This window comes from Sphingorhabdus sp. (genome assembly GCF_023910635.1).
In the GTDB taxonomy this organism is placed as follows: domain Bacteria; phylum Pseudomonadota; class Alphaproteobacteria; order Sphingomonadales; family Sphingomonadaceae; genus Sphingorhabdus_B.
Map to the genome: position 1 here is coordinate 123,180 of NZ_JAAVVZ010000008.1, position 21,714 is coordinate 144,893.

General features: G+C 56.8%; 16 protein-coding genes and 1 riboswitch. Of the genes, 10 read left to right on the forward strand and 6 right to left on the reverse strand.

Annotated features, from left to right (window positions below; translation table 11 throughout):
* The first annotated feature begins 100 nt into the window (after positions 1-100).
* The 10 genes from ftsZ to HEQ34_RS07065 all read left to right on the forward strand — a co-directional run bounded on the left by ftsZ (position 101) and on the right by HEQ34_RS07065 (position 12,498).
* Positions 101-1,609, forward strand: coding sequence for a cell division protein FtsZ (gene ftsZ / locus HEQ34_RS07020; protein WP_296199122.1), 1,509 nt, complete (start codon positions 101-103; stop codon positions 1,607-1,609).
* A 128-nt stretch (positions 1,610-1,737) separates the two neighbouring features.
* Entirely contained in the window at positions 1,738-3,591 is a 1,854-nt protein-coding gene (locus HEQ34_RS07025) for a hypothetical protein (protein WP_296199124.1), read from the forward strand.
* 39 nt (positions 3,592-3,630) lie between these two features.
* Positions 3,631-4,782: a deoxyguanosinetriphosphate triphosphohydrolase gene (locus HEQ34_RS07030; RefSeq protein WP_296199126.1), complete on the forward strand. Its 1,152-nt coding sequence runs from the start codon at positions 3,631-3,633 to the stop codon at positions 4,780-4,782.
* Positions 4,779-5,435 (forward strand): NAD-dependent epimerase/dehydratase family protein, encoded by a 657-nt coding sequence (locus tag HEQ34_RS07035; protein ID WP_296199128.1) that lies wholly within the window; start codon positions 4,779-4,781, stop codon positions 5,433-5,435. The genes HEQ34_RS07030 and HEQ34_RS07035 overlap by 4 nt, the downstream gene beginning before the upstream one ends.
* 34 nt (positions 5,436-5,469) lie before the next feature.
* A riboswitch (glycine riboswitch) is annotated at positions 5,470-5,558 on the forward strand.
* Positions 5,559-5,740: 182 nt separating this feature from the next.
* Positions 5,741-6,889, forward strand: a complete 1,149-nt coding sequence (gene gcvT / locus HEQ34_RS07040; protein WP_296199130.1) for a glycine cleavage system aminomethyltransferase GcvT — start codon at positions 5,741-5,743, stop codon at positions 6,887-6,889.
* Positions 6,886-7,257 (forward strand): glycine cleavage system protein GcvH, encoded by a 372-nt coding sequence (gcvH, locus tag HEQ34_RS07045; RefSeq protein ID WP_296199132.1) that lies wholly within the window; start codon positions 6,886-6,888, stop codon positions 7,255-7,257. Before gcvT ends, gcvH begins: the two co-directional genes overlap by 4 nt.
* 36 nt (positions 7,258-7,293) lie before the next feature.
* Positions 7,294-8,652, forward strand: coding sequence for an aminomethyl-transferring glycine dehydrogenase subunit GcvPA (gcvPA, locus tag HEQ34_RS07050; protein WP_296199133.1), 1,359 nt, complete (start codon positions 7,294-7,296; stop codon positions 8,650-8,652).
* Positions 8,649-10,217: an aminomethyl-transferring glycine dehydrogenase subunit GcvPB gene (gcvPB, locus tag HEQ34_RS07055; RefSeq protein ID WP_296199135.1), complete on the forward strand. Its 1,569-nt coding sequence runs from the start codon at positions 8,649-8,651 to the stop codon at positions 10,215-10,217. The genes gcvPA and gcvPB overlap by 4 nt, the downstream gene beginning before the upstream one ends.
* Entirely contained in the window at positions 10,214-10,843 is a 630-nt protein-coding gene (locus HEQ34_RS07060; protein WP_296199136.1) for a DUF938 domain-containing protein, read from the forward strand. The genes gcvPB and HEQ34_RS07060 overlap by 4 nt, the downstream gene beginning before the upstream one ends.
* Before the next feature lie 95 nt (positions 10,844-10,938).
* Entirely contained in the window at positions 10,939-12,498 is a 1,560-nt protein-coding gene (locus HEQ34_RS07065) for a fatty acid--CoA ligase (RefSeq protein WP_296199138.1), read from the forward strand.
* Between the two features lie 18 nt (positions 12,499-12,516).
* On the opposite strand, the gene HEQ34_RS07070 is transcribed toward HEQ34_RS07065, so the two are convergent.
* From HEQ34_RS07070 to ahpC, 6 genes are all read right to left on the reverse strand, one after another.
* Positions 12,517-13,818, reverse strand: coding sequence for a UDP-glucose/GDP-mannose dehydrogenase family protein (locus tag HEQ34_RS07070; protein WP_296199140.1), 1,302 nt, complete (start codon positions 13,816-13,818; stop codon positions 12,517-12,519).
* Positions 13,819-13,966: 148 nt separating this feature from the next.
* Positions 13,967-15,091: a non-hydrolyzing UDP-N-acetylglucosamine 2-epimerase gene (gene wecB, locus HEQ34_RS07075; protein WP_296199142.1), complete on the reverse strand. Its 1,125-nt coding sequence runs from the start codon at positions 15,089-15,091 to the stop codon at positions 13,967-13,969.
* A gap of 102 nt (positions 15,092-15,193) precedes the next feature.
* Complete coding sequence (locus HEQ34_RS07080) at positions 15,194-18,298, reverse strand: efflux RND transporter permease subunit (protein ID WP_296199144.1); 3,105 nt, start codon at positions 18,296-18,298, stop codon at positions 15,194-15,196.
* 12 nt (positions 18,299-18,310) lie between these two features.
* Entirely contained in the window at positions 18,311-19,360 is a 1,050-nt protein-coding gene (locus tag HEQ34_RS07085; protein WP_296199146.1) for an efflux RND transporter periplasmic adaptor subunit, read from the reverse strand.
* A 106-nt stretch (positions 19,361-19,466) separates the two neighbouring features.
* A complete protein-coding gene (gene ahpF, locus HEQ34_RS07090) occupies positions 19,467-21,017 on the reverse strand; it encodes an alkyl hydroperoxide reductase subunit F (protein WP_296199149.1) in 1,551 nt (516 codons plus the stop codon).
* A gap of 112 nt (positions 21,018-21,129) precedes the next feature.
* Positions 21,130-21,693 carry an alkyl hydroperoxide reductase subunit C gene (gene ahpC, locus HEQ34_RS07095; RefSeq protein WP_296199151.1) on the reverse strand — a complete coding sequence of 188 codons (564 nt, stop codon included), beginning with the start codon at positions 21,691-21,693 and terminating at the stop codon, positions 21,130-21,132.
* Positions 21,694-21,714 lie beyond the last annotated feature (21 nt).

Genomic DNA, 21,714 nt, shown 5'->3' on the forward strand with positions numbered 1-21,714 from the left:
AACCTGTGCAAAAAGGGTAATTTTCTGGTGTGCGCTTTACGCTTTTGTGTAAAAAGCATGTAAAATTCGAACAAGCCAAAGAGGCTAAGGGGATAAAATTATGAGCATCAATATCGGACCACCTATGGTTGACGAATTGAAGCCGAAAATTGCCGTGATTGGCGTTGGCGGTGCTGGCGGAAATGCGGTTGCCAATATGATAAAGGCGAAGGTTGAAGGCGTCGATTTCCTTGTCGCCAATACCGATGCGCAGGCACTGAACGCCTCGCCTGCGGACTATCGTATTCAGCTTGGACCCGAGATTACGCAAGGTCTTGGTGCTGGTTCGCGCCCAGAGGTCGGTCGCGCTGCTGCAGAAGAAACAATTGAGCAAGTGAAGTCTGCTTTGGCTGGTTGCCACATGTGCTTCATCGCGGCTGGCATGGGCGGTGGAACCGGAACGGGTGCCGCTCCCGTCATTGCGCAGGCTGCGCGCGAAATGAACATATTGACCGTTGGCGTTGTTACAAAGCCGTTCCTTTTTGAAGGATCGCGCCGCATGCGCTCGGCAGACTCAGGCATTGCCGAACTGCAACAGCATGTTGACACCCTCATCGTTATTCCGAACCAGAACCTGTTTTTGGTCGCCAACCCGAACACGACCTTCAAAGAGGCATTCTTGTTGGCCGACGAAGTGCTGCAACAGGGCGTTCGCGGTATCACGGACCTGATGGTTATGCCTGGCCTCATCAACCTCGATTTTGCCGATGTTCGTTCTGTCATGCACGAAATGGGCAAGGCGATGATGGGCACTGGCGAAGCCGAAGGCGATGGCCGTGCGCTTGAAGCTGCGGAGAGGGCGATTGCCAACCCGCTGCTCGACGGAGTGTCGATGCAAGGCGCAAAGGGCGTTATCGTCTCGATCACTGGCGGCGAAGACATGCGCCTGATGGAAGTTGACGAAGCTGCGAACCATATTCGTGAGCTCGTTGACCCCGATGCAAACATAATCTGGGGTTCGGCGTTCAATGAAAACCTGAACGGCAAAATTCGCGTTTCGGTTGTTGCAACCGGTATCGACAATGAAGGCCTGAGCGCATCACCCGCAACGCAATCGCGTACGCCATTTTCGTTTAGCCGTCCTGCACCGGCGCCAATTGCGGTGACCCCTGCGCCAATACCGGCTTTATTTGAAACCAACAATTCCGCGCCAGTCGAAGAACCAAACGCGGTTGCGGAACCAGAAATCGATTTAGAAGACGACAGCTTGGTCCTCGGCGGCGATTTCGAAGCCCCAGAAGCTGATGAAGACACCACTGCAGAGGGCGAAGAACAGTCGCCCGGGTCGAGTACCTTTTCCTCTAATTCTTGGGCAGGTGCAGATGCGCTTGAACTGAACGCGCCGGCAGACGCAAATGAGAACGCAAATGCGTCATCGCCTGCACCTGTTGATGTAACACAGGCGCCTGAGCGTGCGGCACCCCGCATTCCAACAGGGGGGACGTTGTTTGAACGCATGTCGAACCTGTCTCGCGGTCTTTCCCGGTCCGACGATGCAGATGACAAGGACCATGATGGTGCAAGCAGCACCGGCGTTCCGCGTTTCCTCGATAGGCAGAACAACTCCTAAGTGGTCCTGACCCTAAGCTGCGTCAGCAGCGCCGTGTCATTTCGTCCGGTTTAGGCAACCATTTGTCGGAGCATTGCGTAATCATGCTTTGCGTCCGGAAATTGGCGTTCAAATAAGGGCGAATGAATGTGACAATGTTACGTGATGCAGGGATAGTCTGTGCGCTCGTTTTATCATCGGGCGCGTTTGCGCAAGCCGTTGATGAAAGCGCGCTTGAGGCATTTGACCAGGCAACCCCTGCTGCACCGATAAATTCGGAGCCCGCTGGTGCAGCCGAGTTGCGTGCGGCCATGCGCCGTATATCTTTTAATCCCTCCGATGCTGACGCTATGGCCGATGCTGGCAACGCGTCGCTTGCCTTGGGGGACGCCAACGCCGCCTTGAACTTCTTCACGCGTGCCAATGCGCTTCGCCCCGGGAACAGCCGTATCGTGTCCGGTCTGGCGACGGCGACCGTGCGCACTGAAAATCCGTTTGAAGCACTGCGGTTGTTTGATCAAGCGGTCCGCCTTGGCGCGAATGAGCGGTCGATTGCGTTGGACCGTGCATTGGCCTTTGACCTATTGGGTAATTTTGGCCGCGCGCAGCAGGATTATAAATTGGCGCGGACAGCGTCCATCTCCGATGACCTCATTATCCGGCAAGCGGTGTCCTTGTCTCTGGCGGGGCAAAAAGAAGCCGCCGACGCGATGCTGTTGCCGCTGCTGCAACGCAACAGTTCCCCTGCATGGCGTGCCCGGGCGTTCATGCTTGCGGCCCGTGGGGAGCTGCGTGAATCGACGAAAGTCGCGCAAGGGTTCATGGATACAAGTTCGGCGCTGCGTATGGAGCGTTTTTTCCGGCTGATGCCCTCCCTGACGGCTGCTCAGAAGGCGGCGGCAATACATTTGGGTCATTTCCCGACGCGCCAAGCGGTCGGGCGTGACAGTGAACAAGTCCGCCGAATTGCATCGACGTTACCGCAGACGCCTGTCGTGTCCGGCAATAATCGCCTTATTCCCTCTGGCGCTGCGCTTGGACCAAAATCTACGCCAGCGCGTGATAGCAAAAACCCCCGGAAGCCTGATCGTAAACGCGACCAAAAGGCGCAGGAGCGTGCGGAAATTCAGGCGGTAGTCGCCAATATTCCCGAAGCACAGAAGCTGCCCAAGACAGACACGTCCCGCCTTGGCACTGCCACCGCGCGCGCCAAGACTGAGGAAGCGCAAGCCTCTCGGATTGCCAGTGTCAGCAATAATGCGCTGCCGGTGCCCGAAACCGCGCGCCCATTGGTCAGTGCAGCATTGCCAAGGCCTGCAAGCACGCTGACACCTGCGCCACTTCCGGCGCAGGCCAAGACAGCAGTTGCCGCAGAGCCTCAGCCAAGGCCTGCTGCCACAACGCCTGCACCGACGGCGACGGCTGTCGTGCCCGCTGCTATTGCGCCAGTACCAACCCAAAGCGGTGGGTCGATAAAAGAGGCGCTTCCTATATCGCAGGCCGCTGCTGTTGCCGGGCAAGCGCCTGAACCCGTGCCTGCGTTGCTGGTTGCGTCATCCATCTTTGATCTGGGCGCAATTGTGGAGGCCATTGATATTCCGGAAAGCGAACAACAGCCTTCGCAAGTTCCAGTCGATCTGAAAAAATTGAAACCACTGCCACCCAAGGCGACGGCAGAGCCAGCCAAGGTTGATCCCAAGGTTTTGGCGAAGGCCAAAGCCCAAAAGGACCATCCCGCGCGCTACTGGGTGCAGATTGCGGCAGGAAACGCCAATGCTCTTGGCTTTGATTATCGCAAACTCAACAAAACATATTCGGCATTGCTCAAGGCCCGGAACCCATACACGTCCGAATGGGGCAGGACGGACCGGCTGTTGGTTGGTCCGTTTCCCGACCTGAAAGCCGCAAGGAAATGGGAAGGCGACTATAAAAAGGCGGGTGGTGACGCCTTTATGTGGAAAAGCGAGATTGGCGAAGTCGTTAATCCGTTGAAAACAAAATAGTGGCTTCCGGTTGGGGACAGTTGGCGGCATAAGCGCGGCATGTCGCATCTTGCCCCTTATGCTTCCTTTCCTGATCATAGCCGAGGTCGGCTACATGCCGAACCGTCAAGCGATGTGCGCGGACCACGTGATATTTTCCAGCGCGACCGCGACCGTATCATTCACTCCATCGCGTTCCGCCGCCTGCGCCACAAGACGCAGGTTTTTATTTCCCCCGATGGCGACCATTTTCGGGTCCGCCTGACACATAGTCTTGAGGTCGCTCAAATTGGCCGGACGATCGCCCGCGCGCTGGGCTTGAATGAGGATCTGACGGAGGCCTTGTGTCTGGCCCACGATATTGGCCATCCGCCCTTCGGTCATGCGGGCGAGGATGCGTTGGAAGAAGCGATGAAGCCCTTTGGCGGGTTCGACCATAATGCGCAGACGCTACGGACGCTGACGCTGCTTGAATCGCCATATCCGTCATGGCCTGGATTAAACTTAAGCTGGGAACTGCTGGAAGGGCTGGCCAAACATAATGGTCCGGTTGCCAACCCCGGTTGGGCCTTGGCCGAAGTGAATGCAGGCTTTGACCTAAATCTGACCGATTGGCCTTCGTTGGAGGCGCAGGTCGCGGCGATCAGCGACGATATCGCGTATGACAATCACGATATAGACGATGGCATCAGGGCAGGGCTGCTTGACATGGACCAATTGCTTGAGCTGCCGTTTGTGGCGGACCGTTGGGAGGCTATCTTGGCCCGCTACCCCGATGTCCGGCCGCGCCGCTTGATCGGCGAGCTGACTCGTGAGCAGATTGGCGTGATGGTCAATGATGTGATTGAATCCACGCGCGCGCGCATAGACGAACTCGGGGTCAGATCAGCCGATGATGTGCGCAAAGCTGGCGTCATGATTGGTGGGTTTTCCTCTGAAATGGCAGCGCGTGAGCGGCGGCTTAAAAAATTCATGTATCAAAAGCTCTACCATCACCCCACGCAGACTGCGGCGGCGGTGGAGGCATCGAAGATCGTGCGCGAACTATTTGGGGTCTATCGAAACGATGTTCGGCTGCTGCCACCCGAATGGCGCGAGAATCTGCCAGAGCAAGACCCGGCGCGCAGCCGCCATATCGGCGACTTTCTGGCCGGGATGACGGATCGTTACGCCACCGACCGGCACCGCGAACTTTGCGGGATCGCGGCGTGAAATCGAAAATCGTCATTGCCGGTGGCTCGGGCTTGGTTGGAAAGCAGTTGGCGGATTTACTGGCCCGCAACGGCGTTGAGGTCCATTTGGTGTCGCGTCGACCTACCGCGCAAGCAACCCCCAATCTGCATGAACATGTTGCCCCAAGCGATGACTGGCCAGCGATTGTAACGCGAATCAAGCCGGCCGTCGCCATTTCGTGCTTGGGAACTACGATACGCACCGCAGGGTCGCGTGCGGCTTTCCGGGCCGTCGATCATGATCTGGTGCTTGCCTTTGCAGCGGCCAGCCATAAGGCCGGAGCGCAACATTTCATAACGGTCTCGTCGGTAGGCGTCACGCCTGCCAGCGGCAATTTCTACCTTAGAACTAAGGCCGAGATGGAGCAGGGGCTTCGCAACATTGGCTTTCAACGGCTTGATATCATGCGCCCGAGTCTGTTGACGGGTGGCAAGCGCGACGCGCACCGTCCGGGCGAGGCATTCGGGATTTTATTGTCGCCATTTGCCGACAGGCTGATGATTGGGCCGATGCGGAAATATGCCTCCACGCCATCCCATATATTGGCACAGGCCATCGCGGCGTTGGCAGATACGCCCGACGAAGGCGTTTTTATCCACGAAAATGATTCCATCCGCGCGCTCGCGGGTTGACTCTGCAAAATGCTAACGCCAATGGAGGACCGTCGCTGACGAAGCGGGAGAGCGTCCCTTAAAGGGACCGCCGAAGGAGCAACCGCCCCGGAATCTCTCAGGCAAAAGGACCGCTTCGGCTTTTGCGACACTCTGGAAAGCGCTTATCTTGGCCGTTTGCCGAGATACGCCACCGAAGGTGTAACCTGCCATATACGCCATGCACGGCGCATATCGCGGATAAAGCTCTCAGGTACCCGTGACAGAGGGGGCAGCAGACTTGGCGCTATCCAGCGCCGGTCGCTGCATCTTTTGAACGGACTGATATGAGCGAAGAAGACGAATTCGAACTCGAACCTATCGAAATATTGGAACTGCCGCTCGACGCCTGGCATCGTGACAAGGGTGCGCGCATGGTCGAATTTGCGGGCTACCACATGCCGATCCAATATGAAGGCATCATGGCCGAACATATATGGACGCGCGAAAATGCCGGGCTGTTCGATGTTAGCCATATGGGTCAGTTGATGCTGACCGGCGATGGTGCCGCCGAAGCGCTTGAAGCGCTGGTCCCCGGGGACATTTCCGCACTGAAAGAAGGCAAGATGCGCTATTCGCTCTTGCTGGCCGAAGACGGCGGCGTGCTGGACGACATGATGATTACGGCGGCTCCCATGGGGCTTTATGTCGTCGTCAATGGCGCAGTGAAGTGGGATGATATGGGCTATCTGCGCGAATATCTGCCCGACGAAATCACCATCAACAATATGGAAGATCGCGCATTGTTGGCGTTGCAAGGGCCCAAGGCGGTTGATGCGTTGAAACGTGTCGTGCCGGGCGTAGACGCGCTATATTTCATGGAGGCGGGTTCATTCTTCTGGGGTCCCAAAACCGACCCTGAGCCGCTTTGGATAAGCCGTTCGGGCTATACGGGCGAGGATGGCTTTGAAATCTCCGTGCCCGCAACGCACGCAAAGGCATTGGCAGACCAATTATGTGCGCAACCAGAGGTTAAGCCGATTGGCCTTGGCGCTCGTGATTCGCTCCGGCTTGAGGCGGGCTTGCCGCTCTACGGTCATGACATGAACCCTGAACTGGAGCCCGTCGAAGCCAACGCCGCCTTTGCCATCTCCAAACGCCGCCGGGCGGAAGGTGGCTTTGCTGGGTCTGATCGTATCCTAGAAGCGCTCGCCAACGGCCCTGCACGCAAGTTGGTTGGCCTTTCGGTCGAAGGCAAAATGCCCGTCCGCGAAGGCGCACCGATTTTTGTAGGCGAAGCGCAAGTGGGCGTCATTACCTCCGGCGGTTTTGGCCCAAGCGTCGGCGCGCCGATTGCCATGGGCTATGTTGATGCGGCCCATAACGCCGTCGGCACCATGCTTGCAGCCGAAGTGCGCGGCAAGCGCGTGTCCATTACCGTCGCAAATCTGCCTTTCATCCCACATCATTATCATCGCAAAGGAGCAAACACATGACCCGTTATTTCACCGAAGATCATGAGTGGATCGAAGTTGACGGCGATACGGCAACAGTCGGCATCACGCAATATGCGCAAAGCCAATTGGGCGACATCGTGTTTGCCGAAGTTCCTGCGGCAGGTGCAACGTTAAAAAAAGGCGGCGATGCAGCCGTCGTGGAATCGGTGAAGGCCGCATCCGACGTTTACGCGCCCGTCAGCGGGACGGTCATTGAAGGCAATGACGCGCTGGAGGGCGACCCCGCTTTGGTCAACAGCGACCCCGAAGGCGAAGGCTGGTTCTTCAAGCTGACCTTAAGCGACAGCAGCGAGCTCGACAGCCTCATGGACGCCGCCGCGTATCAGGCATTTGTCGACGGGCTTTAAGATAATCCGCTCGCGACGCGGGCTATGGAGATTGTAATGCGTTATTTACCGCTAACCCCATCTGACCGGCAAGCGATGCTCGGCGTCATTGGGGCAAAATCGATTGATGATCTGTTCTGTGATGTGCCTGCCGAGGCGCGACTGGATGGGCCGATCCGTGGCCTGCCCAATCACGCCAGTGAAATGGCGGTGGAGCGGCATTTTTCCGAACTTGCGCGTCAAAATATGACCGCGTCGCATAACCCGTTCTTCTTGGGCGCAGGCGCATATAAGCATCATGTGCCAGCGAGCGTTGACCATATCATCCAGCGCGGCGAGTTCCTGACGGCCTACACGCCCTATCAGCCCGAAATCGCGCAGGGCACGTTGCAAATGCTGTTTGAATTCCAGACGCAGGTTGCGCGCCTGTTTGGTTGCGATGTCGCCAATGCGTCGATGTATGACGGCTCGACCGCCTGTTGGGAAGCCATTGGCATGGCTGGCCGCATTACCAAGCGGACAAAGGCACTGCTGTCGTCAGGGCTGCATCCGCATTATGTCAGCGTGGCCAAGACAATGGCGCAATATACAGGCGATACGTTGGACACAAGATTGCCGGAACTGTCCGCACAGACCGACAGCGCGCGTTTGCTTGCCGCTATCGACGGCGAGACAAGCTGCGTCGTGGTGCAATATCCCGACATATTGGGGCGGATCGAAGACCTATCTGCCATCGCCGCTAAGGCGCATGCGCATGGGGCGTTGCTAATCGCCGTCGTGACGGAACCCGTTGCCTTGGGCGCGATCAAAGCACCCGGAGACATGGGCGCGGACATCGTGGTGGGTGAGGGGCAGTCGCTTGGCGTCGGCCTGCAATTTGGTGGGCCTTATGTTGGACTGTTCGCGTGCAAGGAAAAATTCGTCCGCCAAATGCCCGGTCGTTTATGCGGGGAGACTGTGGACGCGCAAGGCAAGCGCGGCTTCGTTCTGACTTTGTCCACGCGTGAGCAGCATATTCGCCGTGAAAAGGCGACTTCAAATATCTGTACCAATTCAGGTCTTTGTGCCTTGGCCTTCAGTGTGCATCTCACCTTGTTGGGTGAAAAGGGTCTGCGCGGATTAGCGCAGTTGAACCATGCACTAGCAGTGCAAGCTGCGGATCGGTTTACCCAAATTCCAGGTGTCGAATTGGTCAATGATAGCTTCTTCAACGAATTCACGTTGAAGCTACCCAAAGAAGCGCGGCCCATTGTGCGTGCGCTTGCCGACCGCAAAATACTTGGCGGCGTGTCGCTTGGGCGTCTTTACCCCAATGCAGACGCGCTTTCGAACGGCCTGCTTGTGGCCGTTACGGAGACCGCCACCAGCGCGGATGTCGAAACATTCGCCGTCGCTTTGCAGGAGATTTTGGCATGAACAGCATCAACCAGAGCGGATGGAAGCCCGAAATGGGCAATGTCGGCGACACGGCCCCTGCAACCTACACCGGCAACAAGGCGTTGATGCTGGAAGAGGCGTTGATTTTCGAGATTGGTACCGCCGGAACAACCGGCGTTGATCTCGCCGATGCACCGCAGATCGCGGCGCGTCTTGGTAATCTGGAACGGCACCGCGACATTGGCCTTCCCGGCCTGTCGGAGCCTGAGACGGTACGCCATTATACGCGCCTTAGTCGTCAGAATTACGCGATTGACCTCGGTTTCTTCCCGCTCGGTAGCTGCACGATGAAGCACAACCCGCGCCTGAATGAAAAGGTCGCGCGCATGGCTGGCTTTGCCGATGTCCATCCGTTGCAACCGGTCGAGACCGTCCAAGGTGCGCTTGGCGTTATTCACGAACTGGCACATTGGTTGGTTACGTTGACCGGCATGAAGGCCGTGGCGATGTCGCCCAAGGCAGGGGCGCATGGTGAATTGTGCGGCATCCTGGCCATTCGTGCGGCGCTGACCGCGCGCGGTGACGCCCGTTCGGTTATCCTCTGTCCCGAAAGCGCGCATGGCACCAATCCGGCGACGGCGGCCTTTGCGGGCTATGCGGTGGAGAATATTCCCGCGACATCGGAAGGCCGCGTTGATCTGGCTGCGTTGAAGGCGCGGCTTGGTCCCGATGTTGCGGGCGTCATGATCACCAACCCCAACACCTGTGGCCTGTTCGAGCGGGATATGCGCGCAATTTCGGACGCTGTGCATGCGGCGGGTGGCTATGTGTATTGCGACGGCGCGAATTTCAACGCGATTGTTGGTCGTGTGCGCCCCGGCGATTTGGGCGTTGATGCCATGCACATCAACCTGCACAAGACATTTTCGACCCCGCATGGTGGTGGTGGGCCGGGTTCCGGGCCAGTTGTCCTTTCCGAAGCATTGGCCCCGTATGCGCCGCTGCCTTTTGTCGATAAAAATGGTGATCATTATCGACTGGTCGAAGAGGAAACGGCTGGCGAGCATCACGGGTCCAGCTTTGGCCGCATGGTCGCCTTTCACGGCCAGATGGGCATGTTCACCCGCGCTTTGTCCTACATCATGTCGCATGGCGCAGATGGCTTGCGCCAAGTGGCGGAGGACGCGGTGCTGAACGCTAACTATATCTTGCGCAGTCTGGAAGATGTCCTTGAAGCGCCGTTCGCCCATAGCGGCCCTTGCATGCATGAGGCATTGTTTAGCGATAATGGGTTGGCCGAAGGCTTCTCCACGCTCGACATCGCCAAGGGTCTGATCGACGAAGGCTATCACCCGATGACGGTGTACTTCCCGCTCGTGGTGCACGGCGCGATGTTGGTGGAACCGACCGAGACCGAGAGCAAGGCCACGCTTGACCAGTTCATTGGCGCGCTGGGTCGCGTTGCGGAGCGGGCCAAGGCGGGTGACCCGTCGCTAAAGTCCGCGCCGCATTATGCGCCGCGTCGCCGCCTCGATGAAACGCAAGCCGCGCGTAAGCCCGTGTTGGTCTGGCGCGAACCCGAACAGGCAGTTGCGGCGGAGTGAGCGGACCGCAGCCGTTTGTTTTTGAAGCTGGCGCGGAGGTTAAGCGCCACGCGCCGGCGACGGAGCGCAACCGTGATGTGATTGCGCAAACATTGGCGCGCTTGCTTCCGACAGAAGGCCTCATTCTTGAAGTCGCCAGCGGCACCGGCGAACATGTCGTGCATTTTGCAAAGCGGTTCCCCGCACTGACATGGCAGCCAAGCGACCCGGACCCAATCGCCCTTGCGTCGATCAACGCGTGGCGTGCGGATTCCAACCTTCCGAATATGCGGCCCGCGATGTTGCTTGATGCGTCGGCAGAATGGCCGATAGCGAAAGCGGACGCGGTCGTCTGCATCAACATGACGCATATCAGCCCATGGGCCGCGACCGTTGGTCTATTGCGCAACGCCGCGCGCCTTTTGCCGCAGTCTGCCGTGCTTTTCATCTACGGACCCTACAACCAACGCGACGTCCCGCTGGCCGACAGCAATGCCGCCTTTGATGCGTCGCTGCGGCAACAAAATGCCTTATGGGGGCTGCGCTATGTCGATGACATTGCAGCAGAAGCCCATATATCAGGGCTCCATTTGGACTCAGTCATCGCTATGCCCGCGAACAATCTATCGTTGATTTTCCGCGCTTAGTCGTCGGCAAATCACAATATTGACAGGCCGCTATAATCTCTCGACACATTGCATCAGGCCTCTGCGAAAAATGGCCAGTGCTAGGAGAGAATGATATGGCCGTTGCCAGCTACGACATACTGAGCTTTGATGGTTTTTTAACGCACTGGGCGGCGGAACGGCCGGAATGGACCGCGCTTTCGCAGGAGGACCGCCATTTTACCTATGGCGAGTTGGAGGAACGCACCGCGAAGATCGTCGCGATGCTGCTTGGGTTGGGGCTGAAAAAGGGCGACCGGATTGCTTGGATCGGCAAAAACAGTGATCTATACTTTGCGCTTTTTTACGGCGCTGCGCGGATTGGTGTGGTGATGGTGCCCGTCGGATGGCGTCTTGCGCCTGCGGAATGGGCCTATATCGCCAACGATACTGGCGCACGCCTGCTCTTTGCGGGGCAGGGGTTTGAGGCGGGTGTGCACGCTCTGGCCCGCGAGATAGCTGGTGTTGACCGGGTTATAGCCGAAGAAGAAGCGCGCGATATGATTGACGCGACGGCGCGCACTGCGTTTGAACCTGCTGGCCCTGACGACGCCGTACTGCAACTCTACACCTCCGGCACGACGGGTAATCCCAAAGGCGCAGTGCTTTCCAACCGGAACCTGTTCGCGCTGCGTAAAAACGCAGCCGAAGAGGCGCATGCCTATAGCAAATGGGAAGATGATGAGGTCGTCCTCATCGCCATGCCTTGCGCGCATATTGGCGGAACCGGACTTGGCATCATGGCCATGGCATCAGGCCTGCCCGCGCTCGTACAGGCTGAGTTCTCGCCAGATTCCGTCTTTGATGCAATCGAAAAGGGCGGGGCAACGCGGCTTTTCATCGTCCCTGCCGCCTTGCAGATGATGGTCAACCACCCGCGTTGCCGCAACGTCGATTATAGCCGCCTTAAATATATCCTCTACGGCGCAGCGCCCATTCCGCTTGAACTGCTGCGCCAGTGCATGGATGTGTTCAGCGCAGAATTTATTCAGGTTTATGGTATGACGGAAACGACAGGCACGATCTGCATGTTGCCGCCCGAGGACCATGACCCCAATGGCAATACACGCATGCGTTCGGCCGGTAAGCCGCTTCCCGGCGTCGAATTGCGCGTGGTGGATGGGGCAGGGAACGATGTTCCGGTGGGCGAAGTGGGTGAGATTTGGACGCGGTCGTCCAACAATATGATTGGCTATTGGAACTTACCCGACGCCACGAAAGGCACTGTTGCCGACGGTGGCTGGATTAAAACCGGTGATGCTGGATATCTGGATGAAGACGGATATATGTATATCCACGACCGCGTGAAAGACATGATCATCACGGGCGGTGAAAATGTCTATCCCGCTGAAGTCGAAAGCGCGATTTACGGACATCCAGATATATTGGAGGTCGCGGTGATTGGCGTGCCTGACGCCAAATGGGGGGAAGCGGTGAAGGCGGTATGCGTTCCCAAACCCGGCGCACACATTGATCCCGAAAGCGTCATTGGCTGGGCGCGCGAACGCATTGCGGGTTTTAAGGTGCCACGTTCCGTTGACATCATTGCGGCGTTGCCGCGCAATGCGTCGGGCAAAATCCTGCGCAAGGACCTACGCGCGCCATATTGGGCTGGCTTTGAGCGGCAGGTAAACTGAAGCCGCTGAGAATTAAAATTAGCGCCCCACGCTGACATAATTAAACCCAGCGGCGGCTGTATCCTCGGGGCGGTAGATGTTGCGCAAATCCACAAGGACATCGCCCGCCATGGCCGCGTGTAGTTTTTTGAGGTCAAGCGCGCGATAGGCATCCCACTCGGTAACCAACGCCACGGCGTGTGCGCCTTGTGCGGCATCATAAGCGCTGTCGGCCATGATGACGTCGGGCAGGATCTTTGCTGCTTCTTCCATACCCTCTGGATCGTGGGCGTGAACGATTGCGCCAGCGTCCAGCAAGGTCTGGACAATCGCAATCGACGGTGCATCGCGCATATCGTCTGTGTTGGGCTTAAACGTCAGGCCAAGCAGGCCAATCTTCAGGCCGCGCACATCACCACCCAGCGCCGTGATGATCTTACGGCCCATAGCGCGCTTTCTAAGGTCATTTGCCTGCACCACAGCCTCAACCACCCGAACGGGGGTTTCATGGTCCTGCGCGGTCTTGAGGAGCGCGAGAGTGTCCTTTGGAAAGCAACTGCCGCCATAGCCGGGGCCGGCATGCAGAAACTTCGACCCGATACGGTTATCGAGGCCAATGCCGCGCGACACATCTTGCACATTCGCGCCCAGTTTTTCGCAGAGATCGGCCATTTCATTGATGAAGGTGATCTTCGTCGCCAAAAATGCGTTGGCGGCATATTTGATGAGTTCCGACGAACGGCGGCTGGTGAATAACAAGGGCGATTCGTTGAGGAAGAGCGGGCGGTACACAGCGCGCATGACATCGCGGGCCCATTCGACATCGCTGCCGACGACAATGCGGTCGGGGCGCTTAAAGTCGCCAATGGCGGCGCCTTCACGCAAGAATTCGGGGTTGGATACCACCGCAAAGTCCAACTCGGGGCTTGTTTCGCGGATGATCCGCTCGACTTCGTCGCCGGTGCCGACTGGAACGGTCGATTTCGTAACAACGACGGTGTGCGGATCGATCGCGCGCGCCAATTCCTCGGCAGCGGCGTAGACATAGCTCAAGTCCGCATGGCCATCACCACGACGCGAAGGCGTGCCCACGGCGATGAAAACCGCATCGCACCCTTTGACCGCTTCGGTAACATCCGTTGAAAAGCTTAACCGGCCTGCATCGACATTGGTTTTGACAAGCGCGTCAAGGCCAGGCTCGTAAATCGGCATGATATTGGCGTGCAGGCGGGTGATTTTGGACTCGTCCTTGTCCACGCAGACAACTTCATGCCCGAAATCGGCAAAGCACGCGCCAGATACAAGGCCGACATAGCCCGAACCGATCATAGCAATTTTCATTAAATGTCCTTCTTAAAGGCGATATCCGAATGTGTGCGCCTTATGATGTTATCCGCGCAGGAACAAGTCTTGCGGTATCCTGTTGCCAAGCCAAATCGAGACAGTCAATCGTTACAAAATGATCGGTGGGGACATGGGAACATAAGGTCTATTGTTGGCGCGCGTTCCAGATAATGTCTGCGATGCGCTGGCTGGCCTGCCCGTCCCCAAAGGGATATTGGCAACGCGCCATAGCGGCATAAGCGGTGTCATCGTCCAAAAGAGCGAATGTTTCCGACACGATGCGTTGTTTATCGGTCCCGACCAGTTTCGCACTGCCCATCATAACAGCTTCTGGCCGTTCGGTGGTCTCGCGCAGGACCAATACGGGTTTGCCGAGCGCGGGTGCCTCCTCCTGCACACCGCCGCTATCGGTCAGCATGATATGGCTGATGGACAGCAGCCGCGCAAAGCATGGATAATCCAGCGGTTCAATCATGGCGACATTGGGTAAGTCCCCCAACGCCGCATTCATGACCGCACGGACTTTCGGGTTCATATGGACAGGAAAGATACAGGCCACATCGTCACGCGCGGCAATGGCTTTTATCGCAGCCGCGATGTTCACCATGCCCGCACCAAAATTCTCCCTTCGGTGGGCGGTAATCCCGATAATTTTACGACCGCGAAATCGGGCCTCCAACGGCGCAAGGCCAAGAATGAGCGACGGATCGTGGGCAATTCGCTTTAAGACCCAATGCAGCGCATCAATCACGGTATTACCAGTTACAAAGACACGATCGGCAGGAATAGATTCTGCCCGTAATGCCGCTGCGGATATCTCGGTCGCGGCGAAATGTTGATTTGCAATATTGCTGATAATCTTGCGATTTACCTCTTCGGGCCATGGCTGATAAATGTCATGGCTGCGCAATCCCGCTTCGATATGGCTAACTGGGATCTTGCGATAATAAGCGGCCAGCGCGCCGACCATCGCTGTTGCGGTATCGCCCTGAACGATGACGCGATCGGGCTTCGCTTTGTCCACTACCACCCCAATTGTTTGCAGCAGGCGCGCGGTGAGCGCGTCGAGTGATTGTCCCGGACGCATGAGGTCAAGGTCATAATCTGGCACGATGCCGCTGATCGACAGTATTTGGTCCAGCATGTGCCGATGTTGCCCGCTGACGAGGACTTCGGTGAGCATATCCGGATGTTGCGACAGCGCGTTTATAACCGGGAACAGCTTAACGGCCTCGGGCCGCGTGCCGAAAATCACCAAATTCTTGTACATCTACGCTCCCTGCTCTCCTGCCTGAGAGAAGATTGTAGATTATATTAACATATTAAAAAGTAACGAGATTTTTTTGCGAGGAATTTTTTGTCGCAACATGCGCTAAGACAGCGGTGCTTCTTGCGTTTTCATTTCCTGTTCCAAGCGGCGCGACACCGCCTCGGGGGAGCCTGTATATTTGGCAAGCCGCGCATAAATGAGCGGGATGAGTATGAGTGTGATGAACGTCGCCAGTGTCACACCGAAAACAATCACCACACCAATGGCTGACCGCGCAGCGCCACCGGCACCACTCGCAATAGCCAAGGGAATGGCCCCGAATACCGTAGCAATAGATGTCATCAAAATGGGTCGCAAGCGACGGGTAGCGGCTTGTTGAACGGCCTCGAGTATTTCCATGCCTTCGTCACGTAACTGGTTCGCAAATTCGACGATCAGAATACCGTTCTTCGCGGCAAGGCCGACGAGCATCACAATACCAATCTGGCTATAGAGGTTCAACGTCATGCCGGTGAGCGCAAGACCAATGATGCCACCCCCGACCGCCAATGGTACCGTCATAATGATGGTCACAGGATGCACGAAGCTTTCAAACTGGGCGGCGAGCACGAGATACACGAGAAGGATGGTCAGTAAGAATACAAGCATGATTGAGCCGCCGGTTTCCTTGAAAGCCTGACTTTCACCACGATAACCAACTGCCAATACTTCGGGTGACGCTGCGGCTTGCTCTTCCAAAAAGGCCAAGGCCTCCCCCATAGTATAGCCCGGCGCGAGGCCCCCTTGCAGCGTGATTGCGCGCAGCTTGTTGAAGCGACCCAAATCGCGCGCGCCTGCGGTTTCGGTGTATTTTATGAGGTTGGCGAGCGACACCAATGATCCGTCACGCGTCCGAAGCTGGATCGCAGCGAGATTTTCGGCAGTGGCGCGATCCGCTGCATCCGCTTGCACGATGACGCGATATTCTTCGCCGCGATCTAAATAGGTCGATACCCGGCGCGAACCCAAAAGCGTCTGTAGTGCTTGGCTGACCTCTGCTACTGAGATGCCGAGGTCGCCCGCGCGCGCAGTATCGACCTGAATCTCCATTTGGGGTTTGGTTTCCTTATAATCGGAGTCCATGTTTACGATGCCGGGATTTTCACTTGCCGCGGCCAATATGCGGTCACGCGCAATGCTCAGCGATTCATATGTTGAACCCGCAATCACAAAATTTATGGGCTGACCGCGTCCACGTCCGATGGACGAGCGCACCGAAGCATTGCCGCGAACAGCAGGTAGCTCGGCGAGGATCTTGTTGACCTGCGCAACCACATCTTCGGTTTTCTCGGTCCGTTCGTCCCACGGTTTCAGAAAGACGATAAACGTCCCGCTGTTGAAATCGTCGCTGGGTCCAAATCCGCCGGGCGTGCGCTGAATGATTGACCTGACCGTACCCTTTTCGATCAGCTTCACAATGGGTTCCGACGCCTGAAGCATATATTTGTCCATGGCTTCATAGCCAGTGCCCTCAGGCGCGGAAATGTTGGCGCTCAATATGCCGACATCTTCGGCTGGCGCGAGTTCGGATTGCAATGTGGTGAACAGGAATCCGGCACATAAAAGAAAACTAAGCACGCCAAGCGATGTTACCAATGGCTTTGCGATAACGCGTGACAATAGGTGCGCATAACGACGCTCAAGCCGCTGAAACTTGTCATCCACCCATTTCGCCACGCGCCCGCGTTCTTCTTGCTTCAGCAACTTGGAACATAACATCGGGGCAAGGCTGAGGGCGACAAAGCCAGAAAAGGCAATGGCCGCAATCATCGCGCCTGCCAGTTCGCGGAAAAGTAAGCCCGTCTGGCCAGCCAGAAACATCACGGGCACGAAGACGGCGCACACGACGACGGTGGTGGAAACAACCGCAAACGCCACTTGGCGCGTTCCGGTTACTGCCGCGACCAAGGGCGGCTCACCCTGTTCAATGCGGTGATAGACGTTTTCAAGCACAACAATGGCGTCATCGACAACAAGGCCAATGGCCAGCACCATTGCCAATAGCGTCAGCAAGTTAATCGAAAAGCCGAGGAACCACAGGACGGCAAAGGTTGCGAGCAAGCAAATGGGCACCGTGACCGCCGGAATGAGGGTCGCGCGCCAACTGCCCAAAAACAGGAAGATGACCAAGACGACCAGCGCTGCTGCTTCTGCCAGGGTAACCCACACGCTGCTGATCGCCTTGCTGATGAACAACGAGTCATCGGAACCGACGGTAATTGTCATGCCTTGCGGCAAAGTGGGTTTGATCTGCGCGGCAAGTTGCTTCGCACGCTCTGCCACGGCCAGTGTGTTCGCGCCGGATTGACGCACAATACCCATGCCTAACGCAGATTCCCCATTGAGGCGGAACGCTGCGTAAGGATTTTCCGGACCCGTTTCGACCCGCGCCACATCACCCAGTCGCGTCAACGATCCATCTGCGCCACGCGCGACGATCAACTGGCGAAATTCGGCTTCCGTGCCAAAAGGGCGGCTCACCCGCAGCGTGACATTTTGATCGGTGGATTCAAGCCGCCCAGCGGGAAGCTCAACATTCTGGCTGCGCAAGGCGTTTTCAATGTCTATCGGCGTCAGGCCCAAAGCCGCCAAGCGATCCGGCTGAAGCCATATCCGCATGGAAGGCCGTGCTTCGCCGCCTACAAATACACGGGCTACGCCGTCGATGGACGAAAAACGGTCAACGAGATTGCGGTCGACATAATCGCTAAGCTCAAGCCGCGACCAACCGGGCTTTGACACGACGAGAAACAGGATTGGCGACGCGTCCGCATCGACCTTGCGCACTTCGGGTGGTAACGCTTCTTCGGGCAAATCGTCCGCAGCCCCTCCGACACGATCACGGACATCATTGGCGGCGCTGTCCACCGAACGGCCCGGCGCAAATTCGATGGTGATGTCCGACTGCCCGTCGCGTGAACGCGATGTGATGGTCTGAATCCCCTCAATACCGGCAAGCGAATTTTCGAGGACTTGCGTGACGCGCGATTCAACGACGGTAGCGGCTGCGCCGGTGTAGGTTGTGCCGACAGATACGATTGGCGGTTCAGTGTCCGGATATTCGCGGACGGGCAGACTTAAAAACCCGACGATACCCACGAGCAGCATTAAAATCGCAATGACGGCTGCGAATACGGGTCTGCGGACGGAGGTGTCGGAAAGTTTCATGTCAGACTTGCATCAGCGCGATTTGGCTGTTGCGCCGCTGGCCTTGGCGGGGCCAGTCCGCACCGTTGTGCCATCAGAAAGTTTTACCACGCCTTCGGTGACGATTTTGTCACCCACGTCAATGCCCTGAATAATTTCGACCAAATTGCCGTCACGTGTCCCGGTTATCACAGGTGTGCGCTTCGCCTTAAGGTCGGACCCAACCGTATAGACAAAGCTGGTGTCGCCTTCGCGGACCAATGACAATTCGGGCACGGCGGGGGCAGTGCGATTTTTTGACGATATTGTTACGGATAACAGCATGCCGGGTTTCAAATTGGCATTGCGGTTGGGCAAAACGGCACGCAATGTGGCGGTACGGGTTTGCGGATTAACAACAGGTTCAATGGCGGTAATGCTGCCCGACGCAACATAGTCTGGAAAGGCCGCGGCCTTTGCCGTTATGACCTGCCCCACCCGGACGTTGGCCAGCATTGTCTCTGGCACAGTAAAGTCGAGCTTGATTGAACTCAGATCGCTCACCGCGGCGATTTCGTCTCCGGCGCTTACCACTGCGCCAATGGAGATTCGCCGCAAAGATACGTAGCCGGAAAAAGGCGCGCGCACGACACGGTCGCCAATGGACGCACGCGCCTCATTTGCCAACGCCTTTGCTGCAGTTGCAGATGCAGTTTGCGCGTCCAAACTTGCATTGGTTGCAAAGCCGCGGCGGTGAAGTTCGCTGATACGCTTTAGTTGTTGATCGGCTTCGCGTGCGCGGGCTTGCGCACTGGCAAGCGATGCCGTTTCCTGACCCTGCGCAAGAACCGCAAGCATTTGTCCCTTTTGCACATATTCGCCGTCGGAAAAGCCAAGTTGCGTTATCCGTTCGGTGACGGGCGCGCGGACCGAAACTTGCTCATTTGCATTGGCCGTTCCCACAGCGACATAGACATCCGAAAATTGATGTGCGGATGCCGCGTCAATAGTAACCAGCGGGGTAGGGCGCTCTCGCTTTTCTTCGCCGCCGCCGCCACATGCGGCAACACAGAATATCAATGACAGAATTATTGGCTTACGCATTTTTTCACCAGTTGGGGATTCGGCAAGAGAAACACCTTAAACTTGCTGTTGGCGGAACTTATTCCAATCGACCAGTAATTTTCGACAAATGAAGCTTTTCTCTCCATCAATGCCGAATGATATGGTCAAATGCCGACAATCCGGCCTTCGTCCCTTCGCCCATCGCGACTATGATCTGCTTATACGGCACCGTTGTGACATCACCTGCTGCAAACACGCCGGGAATATTGGTCGCGTTATGCGCGTCGACTTCAATTTCCCCGCGCGGCGACAATGTTAATGGGCCTTTCAGCCATTCGGTATTGGGGACCAAGCCAATCTGCACAAAAATGCCATCCAGATCGATGCGATGGGACTCGTCCGTGTTTCTGTCGGTGTAGACCAAAGCCTGAACCTTCTCGCCGTCGCCAATGACTTCAGTGCTGAGCGCGGAGGTCATGATATCTACGTTGGATAGGCTGCGGAGTTTCCTCTGCAAAACCGCATCAGCGCGTAACTGCGAGTCAAATTCTATCAATGTGACATGCGCGACGATGCCCGCAAGGTCGATCGCGGCCTCAACGCCAGAGTTCCCGCCGCCAATGACCGCGGTGCGCTTTCCCTTATACAAAGGACCATCGCAATGCGGACAATATGCGACGCCTCTGTTGCGATATTCTTCTTCGCCCGGGACGCCCATCTGTCGCCAGCGGGCACCGGTGGACAGAATCAGCGTCCGCGCCTTCAACGAGGCACCATTTGCGAGTTTGACCTCGTGCAGACCATCGGCGCCAGCGGGGATGAGTTCAGCGGCCGTCTGCAAGTTCATAATGTCGACGTCATATTCGCGGACATGCTGCTCCAACTGGGCTACGAGCTTTGGACCTTCTGTGTGTTGAACCGAAATGAAGTTTTCGATACCCATGGTATCAAGCACCTGGCCGCCGAAGCGTTCGGCGACAACACCCGTACGAATGCCCTTACGCGCGGCGTAAATCGCTGCTGCCGCGCCAGCAGGTCCGCCGCCGACAACCAGAACCTCAAACGGCTCCTTAGCCGCGATCTTTTCGGCGGCACGAGCAATTGTGCCGGTATCAAGCTTTGCCATGATCTGCGACAGGTCCATACGACCTTGGCCAAATGGTTCGCCGTTTAGGTAAACCGCTGGCACGGCCATGACCTTGCGTGTTTCGACCTCCGCACGGAACATCGCGCCGTCAATTGCCACATGGCTCACGCCGGGGTTGAGCGCAGCCATGATGTTAATCGCCTGAATAACATCAGGGCAATTCTGGCAGGACAAGGAGAAAAATGTTTCGAATTTGAAACTGCCCTCAAGCGCCTTAACGGAATCGAGCAGTTCGACCTCTTCCTTTGGCGGGTGACCGCCCATGTGCAACATTGCGAGCACCAATGACGTGAACTCGTGGCCAAGCGGTAGGCCGGCAAATTGCGTTTCCGCTGTGCCATCTGCGCGGCGAATAGCAAAGGAAGGCGCGCGTTCGGCGTGACCATCATAACGTGCCGACAGCAAAGGCGATTGTTCGACCACGCTTTCTACCAGTGTGCGCATTTCCGCAGACTTCGGGCTGTCGTCCAACGTCGCGACCAGTTCAACGGGCGTGCGCAGATTTGCCAGATAGGTTTTTAGCTGGGCAGTTGTAGCAGCATCAAGCATCGGGGAGGCCTTTTTTATACGAGAACAGTCGCGCCGCGCACAAACGCGGTCGAAATTCTTCGAAAAACGTTAGTTTGGGTGCCGCGCCGTTTACGCGGCACCCGATAGATAGTTAGATTTTGCCGACGAGGTCGATCGAAGGTGCAAGCGTTTCGCTGCCTTCTTCCCACTTCGCAGGACAAACCTGACCTGGATGCTCACGCACGTAAATGGCGGCCTTGATCTTGCGGACGAGTTCAACCGCATTACGGCCAACGCCTTCGCAGGTGATTTCCATAACCTGAATAACGCCGTCTGGATCGACGACGAAGGTTGCGCGGTCTGCGAGGCCTTGGCCTTCGCGCAACACACCGAAATTGTTGCTAATCACATGGTTCTGGTCGCCAAGCATGTGGAAGTTGATCTTGCTGATCGCTGGCGAACCATCATGCCATGCCTTATGGCTGAAATGCGTGTCGGTCGATACCGAATACACTTCAACGCCCATGCCTTGCAGGTCTGTATATTGATCGGCGAGATCTTCCAGTTCGGTTGGGCAGACGAAGGTCCAGTCGGCTGGATAGAAGAAAAATACCGCCCATTTGCCGTTAACGTCGGTATCCGACACTTCGACAAACTTGCCCGATTTATACGATTGCGCGGTGAATGGCTTAAGGCTTGAACCAATGATACTCATGTAATTACCTTTTTATTTAGG

Excerpts from the sequence above, each read along its gene's own strand:
- ftsZ (WP_296199122.1), top strand. The coding sequence starts at position 101 with ATGAGCATCAATATCGGACCACCTATGGTTGACGAATTGAAGCCGAAA.
- HEQ34_RS07030 (WP_296199126.1), top strand. The coding sequence starts at position 3,631 with ATGTCGCATCTTGCCCCTTATGCTTCCTTTCCTGATCATAGCCGAGGT.
- gcvT (WP_296199130.1), top strand. The coding sequence starts at position 5,741 with ATGAGCGAAGAAGACGAATTCGAACTCGAACCTATCGAAATATTGGAA.
- gcvH (WP_296199132.1), top strand. The coding sequence starts at position 6,886 with ATGACCCGTTATTTCACCGAAGATCATGAGTGGATCGAAGTTGACGGC.
- gcvPA (WP_296199133.1), top strand. The coding sequence starts at position 7,294 with ATGCGTTATTTACCGCTAACCCCATCTGACCGGCAAGCGATGCTCGGC.
- gcvPB (WP_296199135.1), top strand. The coding sequence starts at position 8,649 with ATGAACAGCATCAACCAGAGCGGATGGAAGCCCGAAATGGGCAATGTC.
- HEQ34_RS07065 (WP_296199138.1), top strand. The coding sequence starts at position 10,939 with ATGGCCGTTGCCAGCTACGACATACTGAGCTTTGATGGTTTTTTAACG.
- HEQ34_RS07070 (WP_296199140.1), bottom strand. The coding sequence starts at position 13,818 with ATGAAAATTGCTATGATCGGTTCGGGCTATGTCGGCCTTGTATCTGGC.
- wecB (WP_296199142.1), bottom strand. The coding sequence starts at position 15,091 with ATGTACAAGAATTTGGTGATTTTCGGCACGCGGCCCGAGGCCGTTAAG.
- HEQ34_RS07080 (WP_296199144.1), bottom strand. The coding sequence starts at position 18,298 with ATGAAACTTTCCGACACCTCCGTCCGCAGACCCGTATTCGCAGCCGTC.
- HEQ34_RS07085 (WP_296199146.1), bottom strand. The coding sequence starts at position 19,360 with ATGCGTAAGCCAATAATTCTGTCATTGATATTCTGTGTTGCCGCATGT.
- ahpF (WP_296199149.1), bottom strand. The coding sequence starts at position 21,017 with ATGCTTGATGCTGCTACAACTGCCCAGCTAAAAACCTATCTGGCAAAT.
- ahpC (WP_296199151.1), bottom strand. The coding sequence starts at position 21,693 with ATGAGTATCATTGGTTCAAGCCTTAAGCCATTCACCGCGCAATCGTAT.